6 protein-coding genes and 1 pseudogene are annotated in these 6,618 nt (G+C 39.3%); 2 read left to right on the top strand and 5 right to left on the bottom strand.

Annotated features, from left to right (window positions below):
* Positions 1-355, bottom strand: a pseudogene (locus LC608_RS35920) (hypothetical protein); the annotation flags it as partial.
* Between the two features lie 467 nt (positions 356-822).
* The gene (locus tag LC608_RS35915) at positions 823-1,155 is read right to left on the bottom strand and encodes a helix-turn-helix domain-containing protein (protein ID WP_229558063.1); all 333 of its coding nucleotides are present in this window, start codon (positions 1,153-1,155) and stop codon (positions 823-825) included.
* A 21-nt stretch (positions 1,156-1,176) separates the two neighbouring features.
* On the opposite strand from LC608_RS35915, the gene LC608_RS37135 reads away from it, so the two are divergent.
* Positions 1,177-1,299 carry a hypothetical protein gene (locus LC608_RS37135; protein WP_258169775.1) on the top strand — a complete coding sequence of 41 codons (123 nt, stop codon included), beginning with the start codon at positions 1,177-1,179 and terminating at the stop codon, positions 1,297-1,299.
* Positions 1,300-1,796: 497 nt separating this feature from the next.
* Here LC608_RS37135 and LC608_RS35910 read toward each other — a convergent pair whose 3' ends face one another.
* Positions 1,797-4,208 (bottom strand): FAD-dependent oxidoreductase, encoded by a 2,412-nt coding sequence (locus LC608_RS35910; protein ID WP_229558062.1) that lies wholly within the window; start codon positions 4,206-4,208, stop codon positions 1,797-1,799.
* A gap of 603 nt (positions 4,209-4,811) precedes the next feature.
* Between LC608_RS35910 and LC608_RS35905 the strand changes: the two genes are divergently transcribed.
* Positions 4,812-5,336 (top strand): hypothetical protein, encoded by a 525-nt coding sequence (locus LC608_RS35905; protein ID WP_229558061.1) that lies wholly within the window; start codon positions 4,812-4,814, stop codon positions 5,334-5,336.
* A 343-nt stretch (positions 5,337-5,679) separates the two neighbouring features.
* On the opposite strand, the gene LC608_RS35900 is transcribed toward LC608_RS35905, so the two are convergent.
* A complete protein-coding gene (locus LC608_RS35900) occupies positions 5,680-6,018 on the bottom strand; it encodes a thermonuclease family protein (protein ID WP_229558060.1) in 339 nt (112 codons plus the stop codon).
* The gene (locus LC608_RS35895; RefSeq protein WP_229558059.1) at positions 5,975-6,370 is read right to left on the bottom strand and encodes a thermonuclease family protein; all 396 of its coding nucleotides are present in this window, start codon (positions 6,368-6,370) and stop codon (positions 5,975-5,977) included. The genes LC608_RS35900 and LC608_RS35895 overlap by 44 nt, the downstream gene beginning before the upstream one ends.
* Positions 6,371-6,618: the final 248 nt, after the last annotated feature.

Raw genomic sequence — 6,618 nt, 5'->3', positions numbered from 1 at the left:
TATCAGGATAGTATTGGATGCTCAACGATAACCAGTCACAATCACCTAACAAGCTAATTTTCTCAGAAGCTTGTTTCAATTCTTCATCTTCCTGGTGATTGCACTCCACTGGAGTAGAAAGACTCGCTTTAACTTCTGCAACAGCGCGTTTGAAAGACTGTTTGTGGTATCGCGCATATCCATGGATCATTTTTACCCAGGCGATATCATCGCTGTTGATCCAGATAGTCACCACATCTTCGGGCTGGCAGTTTTTGGAGTAGTCCGACTGATTCACAATGGTTGCAATGATTTGGCGATCCTGCGTGGTTAGCGGATCTTTTGTTAGCGCAGGGGCTGAAGTTTGTGTAATCATTAGAAATACCTCTTGTTTGGGGTAAAAAGGCGATCGCAGACTTTCCAGGGACGGCGATCGCCTTTTGTTGAGCGTAAACAACGTTGTGGTTTACCGCAACGCTCTCAAAAAGATTTGGCGTAGCCTCATATTTCTGAATTTCAGTTATTTTCTAGCAAGAATTCACAGCATAAGGCTCTAGAGAAGGTATTGAGCGGTTGCCCTCTGTTCAGTATGAGTGGATTTATTGAGTGATTTTGAGTATCTCCCCCAGCCGACTTTACCTGGCGTACCTTGTGCTATACGACGGGAGGTTCTCGTTTCTCAAATCTATGTTTTATGTTGATCAAATCTGGGTTTGGGGTTGAGCGCTTCTTTGTTTTTCTGAGAGGCATCGCGCTCGTCTCCTCTCTATATGATTATTATATTACTACGCTCACCAGTGATTGCCAAGCAGTTTTCACTGGTAGGCGTAGTATATACTTTTCTTAACTGTTGTAATCTATGTTCCAAATAAGTGAAGTGATATCCCCATTTAAAGCAGCACAAAGTTTCTCTAGAATTTCTGTACTAACAGTCATCTGAGTTGGTTTTTTTGGTTTGTTAATAAAGACGTGAGGAGTCTCTAGCTGCTGAATATAAGCCACAGAAACTCCCACAGCATCAGATAGCTTTTGTCTACTATATCCAGCTTTCTCTCTAAGCTCCCTGAGTTTTTGGGCATTTTCTTCATTCCACCTAAACGCAGCGATGGGTGTTACATCTACTGTGATATTCATTTTTACTTTAATTTTATTTTCACTGCGCTCGCCAGTTGACATGATAATATTATTAATATACTGGTGTCAACCATAAGGCTACACCAAGCAAAGGTGAAAGCGATCGCTTGCCCATTAGCAATGCGATTATTTCAGCCTGCATCAACTGGAGAAACACAACACCTGTTCAAAGACTCTTACGGTTAATTTCCTCAAGGCCAAGTGAAACTCACAAAGAATTCATTGCCGTAGAAATAAGAAACCGAAATCTAAAACTACTTAACTAGCTTTGAGAATCCAGGCAAGGTTTAAGAATGGCTCTCACCAGCAGTAATTGTGGAAGGGCTTGAAAGTTGATATTGCTACCCTAATCTCTACCGACAGAAAGATTTATACAAAGGACAAGGGGTTTAAGGTAGATACAACCAACAAATATGAAAATTAACCTATCCAATTTTCATCAAATCAAACTTATTAGCGCTAACGACCAACGTATCCTCTCAGTCTGCAAGCAAACATAGGACACCAAGCCTAAAACAGATTCCGTCGCTTCCCGAAGAGTGTCAAACAAAAGAGAGTTGTTTGTTCCCTTGTTCACCTCTGTCTGCTAGAAAAGCGCAGAATACACTAAAATTTACTCATTTAGGCGGTAATTTTTCGGTTTTTAACTCAAACACTGCTGTAAAACAGTTTCTTTCGGGCTGCTAGAAAAAATCTTTCTCAGTATTGTAGAAATTGGTAGAATTGGCTACCTGATATTCCTCTTGAAGGGTTGAAAAGTCATGATGGCTCAAAACAATAGCGATGGCAACATCCCTCATACTTTGTGATTTTTCCAGTCTCTCTCCCAAATAAATCTGCCAATAAATTTCCACATCACTTTCGAGAACTGGCTTCTGAATTTCTGTAACAACACCATTCTGCTTTGGATGAATCGAGGAAGCACTGTATTTCCACTCATTTCTATCCTTGAGAATGATATCAGGCGAATCACCAATCTGTAATTGGAGATGTAACTCGTTTAGACTTATCCCCTGATATATGTAAAACATTCTTGATACAAGTGCTTCAGGGGGGCGTGCAGCTACTTCCATTAGGATTGCTTCTTCGCTAAGAGAAGGTAGTAATAAATCAATATTTAGTACACCATTTTTAGGGTAATCGTGTTCTAAACTTTCTAACACATCGCTTGAAAATTCCCAGAGTTTCTGAAACTCTGCTTCTTCTTCTCTAACAATAATATTGCCAATTTGATGACCATAAATGAACTCATCATTAGGTCGAAACTGCTTGCAGGCAGCGAAATAACAAGGCTGACCATTTTTCATGACAACACTTGTATTGTATAACTGACCTCTAATGAATTCATTCAACTCAAATTCTGAATCTGAATCTACATTGCTTTCACACCAAGCTTTCAAATCATCAACAGTATAGATTCTTCTGGTTTTTTCACTTCCGACTCCCATAACTGGTTTAATAAAAATGTGATTACCTAGTTCTTCTAGAACAAACTTTAAGTATGAAACTGGCTCTTTACGGTATTGGTCTTGAGCAAAAATCAGATACTTAGGCACCCGAATCAGGGAATTTTTGAGGGCAGATTTGAGGTAATTCTTATCAGTAAACTGCTGGATCATCGTTGGGCGATCGCCTGGCAGATTTAGAGCTTCACGCAACTGTGCAGTTAACAGTACTGAATACTCATCGTTGGTGACAATCCGGCAGTTATCATCTAATAGCTTATAGTCAGTCTTAATCTGTTGATAGGTTTGGAACAGATTTTGTAAATTATAAGGTTCTACAATCTGTACAATATCTAAGTATTGATACTGGGAGGGTACAACCTCACTGAGTCCTCGCCTACTACAGAGTAAAACTAGATTTCTATTATCTGAGCAGATATGTCTAAAATCAGTTTTGCTCAGAAACATATCATGTAGCACAAAGACAGTCTGCTTATTGCTATCTATCTTACTACTATGCAAAGCAACTGGATTTGCCTCTTCGCAGAGCATTTGTTGTACTAAGTGGACAATTTCTTGTGAACATCCCCATGACAACGTTACGCCTGATCCTCCATGTCCATAATTATAAAATATGCGTGTGTTTAAAACTCTTTCTACACAAACATTTTCTGATGTTAATGGTCGTAGACCAGTCCTAACAGGCTCCTTCTCATCTAGGGGGAGTTCTTTTAATTCCGGTAGAAACTCTAAACAACCATCATACATCTGTCGAATAATTGGAACCTCAAGAGATAAGTCTGTACCCCATTGGTCTTGCTGTGTTAATCCTCCTAAGACCACCAAATCATCCCCTCTAGGAACTATAAAAATGATGTCTTGCTCATTTAAAGAAGATTCTTCATGGGAAATGCAATGAGCATCCTTCACAACTTCCCCTAGATTTTTAATCCTGACAAGTGCGCCCCTCACGGGATACATGGAACCATCCCCTGTAGTTGCTATTGAACCTAGCCCAGCACAATTAACAATTGCCCTTGCATTAAAACGGCTAAGTAGTTCCTGTTCGTTTTGAACTATATTGACAGTGATTTTCTCCTGGATAATCTCACATCCAATATCCTTTACATATTGAAGTAGCCAATTCATGTAAACATCGGTATTTGTCATCGGAGCCATGTGTTTATAAGCATCTTTTATCCCTCCTTGAAAATTCAAATCAATCGTTTTTTTGACAATATGTAAACCTCTTTCAAATCCATCAACTTTATCTTTCAACTCATTCATTTTGCTTAGATCAGCAGGTCGATTTTCCAAAACATCCTTAAAATAGAAATACCCATCCCTCAAATAAATCCCTGTTTTTTTTGAACCAAACTCTGTATGTATTTTCTTGAATTTATTATAGGTAGTCATACACCAGTCTTTAGAGCGTTCCAGCGATCTAGGAGATCCATGACGACCACAGACTGCTGGAGGCCATTCCCATAATGCACCTGCCACAATAGAGGTTAAATCTGGGGCAAAACGATCTGCAACAATCACAACATTAAAACCTGCCTCTCTTAGACATATAGCAGTTGTTAGACCACTGACTCCTGCTCCAATTACTAAAATGTTCGTATCATTTTTGGGTAATGGGTTGTTCATTAAAGGTTATCTCAATTTTTTGTACTACAAAATAAATGCATTCTCTTGCACATTACTAATATTAATTTAGGCGCTTTTGGACTGACGCAGCGTTAAGGAATTCTTAGCATTTGACATTTGCTGCTACCAAAATTATTTATCAATAGTCTTCGATTAAAAACTAAGTATAAGTAGTATTAATAATTCCGAAATTGAGTGACTATTTTTGAGTACTAGCTCAATCATGGATGAGCTTTTTAGTACAATATCTAATAAATTTGTGACTAATTGAGCAACCTACTGGTTAGGCTTTAAGAGACTCGATAAGACTACGAACTTGTAAATTTCTTACTTACAGTATGTCTGGAAAGTAAGACAGTCTCCCAATACACCACTCATCACTCCAATCGCCTATATCAGCACCGCTTTCGCCAATAAAAGAGAACATCAATTGGGGAAGCGATGAACTACGAAGAATAGAGCAAATTCAGAGGAGTTCGACTTCAACCTTCGACTAGCTTGAATCAACACATTGCACACTGAGTATGTAAAAGTAAAAGGCGAAATATTGTTATTGGCAGCCAAGGTGGAGCGAGGCTGTTAAAGCCAGATTATAGTAAGAGTATGAAAATTGGTATTTTCGAGCAGATGACAGTTAATAATGGATTGATTCTTACGCTTTTTATTCTGATTATAACCCTGCTAGCTCTTGGCTATGGTTTTGGTGTGAAAGCTCGACGTTTACCCTTTACGGCAGAAATTGGGTTTAACCAGCAGCAATGGCAATTTCTGAAATGGTGGGTCAAGTTAGCCTTGGTTGCTGGAGTTTTGTTACCTATGTGCTTGTTAGCTCTGGACTATAAACAACCATCTTCATGGGTATTTTGGGGAAGTTACCTGTTGATAGTCGCCGTACAACTCATCTCTGAACGTGTTTTTAGTCGTTCCCTAGTGCCAAGTATTGTTGTACCCATTGGCTTTTTCTACACAGCTTTTCGGTTGTGGCAACTGCTAGATGGATTCACACAATTAACATTTTCCTATTTAACATTAGTGGGTTTTGGTGTTGTCGTATTATTTTGGGTTTCTAACTTAATAATGTTGATGGTGATGGGCATTCCAACCAGGGCGAACGCACGGTATTTCTGAAACCCTTACTGGGTAAGGATATTGACGAAAAAATAGGCTAAATTTAAAAACGCCGAAACCCTTGCTATTAAAGGATTCTTATACTTTAGATGCGTTTGCCCTGGCATTCCAACGGTCTTTAAAGGTTCGGAGTCAATTTCACAATCTTGATATTAGAGTCGTGGGGAAATAAAGCAATAAATCCTTGGAAGCTTTATAAATTAAGGCTTCCAAACAACTTTATCATAAATACCTATAATTTCTGTGTCGCAAGGTTTTCAGGGATTTTTCTCGCTATTTCCTCCCGACAGGTCTATTAATGAAACATTTTTACTGCCTAATTAAAAGCTGTGTTTCGTTGTAGTTATTTTTCACATCCAATACCATCACCATCTCGGTCAAACTTGTGAGTGTCAGGTGGCAATACTCTAAACCTTCTCTGGGTAACATCTGGGCAATCTAGGTCTGGTGAATTCTTTGGAATGCAAAAATCTGGGTAAGAGGGATCGCAGTTATTCTGTTGCTGCGGTTGAATCGGCACTGATGTTGTCTTTTGGGTAGCTCTGTGGCGGAAGTCCCAAGGCATCACAGGACTAGCCTGATTCCAGAAAGCTAGGCGCTGTTGTTTGGCATAGTTTTCAGCTTGCAACAGGCTATCTTTAGACTGCGGACAGCCTTTGAGATACTGGCGATAGACTTTCATATTGTCCCTCTTGCACCATATTTACATTGATACTGCGATTACCGACATACACCTCTGCAACCAAACGCTTATACTTATCAGTTTCAACAGGGCGTAGAGTAATGGCTTGTCCTACTGGCAGCAATTGTTTAAGTCTTGCAGATGATTGTTGACCCCAAGGGCTTTGCTTCATCTCTGGTGCGTCAATGCAAGCGAGGCGAACAGTCACAGTTTTGTTACCAGTTTTCACCCGTATGGTGTCACCGTCACCTACGCTTACAACTGTAGCGGTAAGATTGTTGGCAAATACGGGTAATGACATTTGAGCTACAAGCAGAACGCTAATTGCAACAAAGGGAATTTTCTGAAGCATCTCTAGTAATAATCACTATGAATCTATCCCACTAATAATATTTATGCTAAAAAGCTTAAGCTTGTTGAGGACTGAAAACGAAAAATCAAGCTTTTCAAGCACATTTTACGACCTACATTCCGCACCCTAACTGTCACACATCAATAAAAAGCTGGCATAGTAGTACACAAGAACTAAGCTAGAGTCAAAAATTAAGAAATTTAATGCGAGTTATTATCATTAAGTAGCTTAATGTGGCGAGAAGAGGA

The organism is Nostoc sp. XA010 (assembly GCF_020829625.1).
Lineage (GTDB): Bacteria > Cyanobacteriota > Cyanobacteriia > Cyanobacteriales > Nostocaceae > Nostoc.
The sequence above is the reverse complement of the archived record's forward strand: the minus strand, read 5'-3'. Positions and strand labels throughout refer to the sequence as shown.

Bases quoted from the DNA above. Each gene is read 5' to 3' on its own strand.
- LC608_RS35915 (WP_229558063.1), bottom strand. From the start codon at position 1,155: ATGTCAACTGGCGAGCGCAGTGAAAATAAAATTAAAGTAAAAATGAAT.
- LC608_RS35910 (WP_229558062.1), bottom strand. From the start codon at position 4,208: ATGAACAACCCATTACCCAAAAATGATACGAACATTTTAGTAATTGGA.
- LC608_RS35905 (WP_229558061.1), top strand. From the start codon at position 4,812: ATGAAAATTGGTATTTTCGAGCAGATGACAGTTAATAATGGATTGATT.
- LC608_RS35900 (WP_229558060.1), bottom strand. From the start codon at position 6,018: ATGAAAGTCTATCGCCAGTATCTCAAAGGCTGTCCGCAGTCTAAAGAT.
- LC608_RS35895 (WP_229558059.1), bottom strand. From the start codon at position 6,370: ATGCTTCAGAAAATTCCCTTTGTTGCAATTAGCGTTCTGCTTGTAGCT.